Origin of the sequence: Sutterella massiliensis, from assembly GCF_016899755.1 — a bacterium.
GTDB classification, from domain to species: Bacteria; Pseudomonadota; Gammaproteobacteria; order Burkholderiales; family Burkholderiaceae_F; genus Sutterella; species Sutterella massiliensis.
Map to the genome: position 1 here is coordinate 1 of NZ_JACJJC010000539.1, position 236 is coordinate 236.

The 236-nt window shown below is 30.1% G+C and carries 1 protein-coding gene; it reads left to right on the forward strand.

What is annotated here, in order from left to right; all coding sequences use genetic code 11:
• Positions 1–236 (forward strand): hypothetical protein (locus tag H6A60_RS13620; RefSeq protein ID WP_205105411.1); only part of this gene is annotated, 236 nt, incomplete at both ends.

The following is a 236-nucleotide window of genomic DNA, read 5'->3' on the forward strand; positions in this document are numbered from 1 at the left end:
CTTTCGGAAGAAGCTTGTACCAAATTATTGGAAATTTCAAACAAACCTAATGCCATTTATAATTTTATTCATATGAGCGGACATAAATTTGAAATTTCCTGCAAGGAAAAAATATTTACTTCGATTATAAAGAAGGGAAAACATTCAATCAAATACGCCGAATTGCCGCAAAACGGTGAAAAATTTTCAAAACATTACGGAGGAAAATTTCATGAAGATGTTCATCTATATTTAAC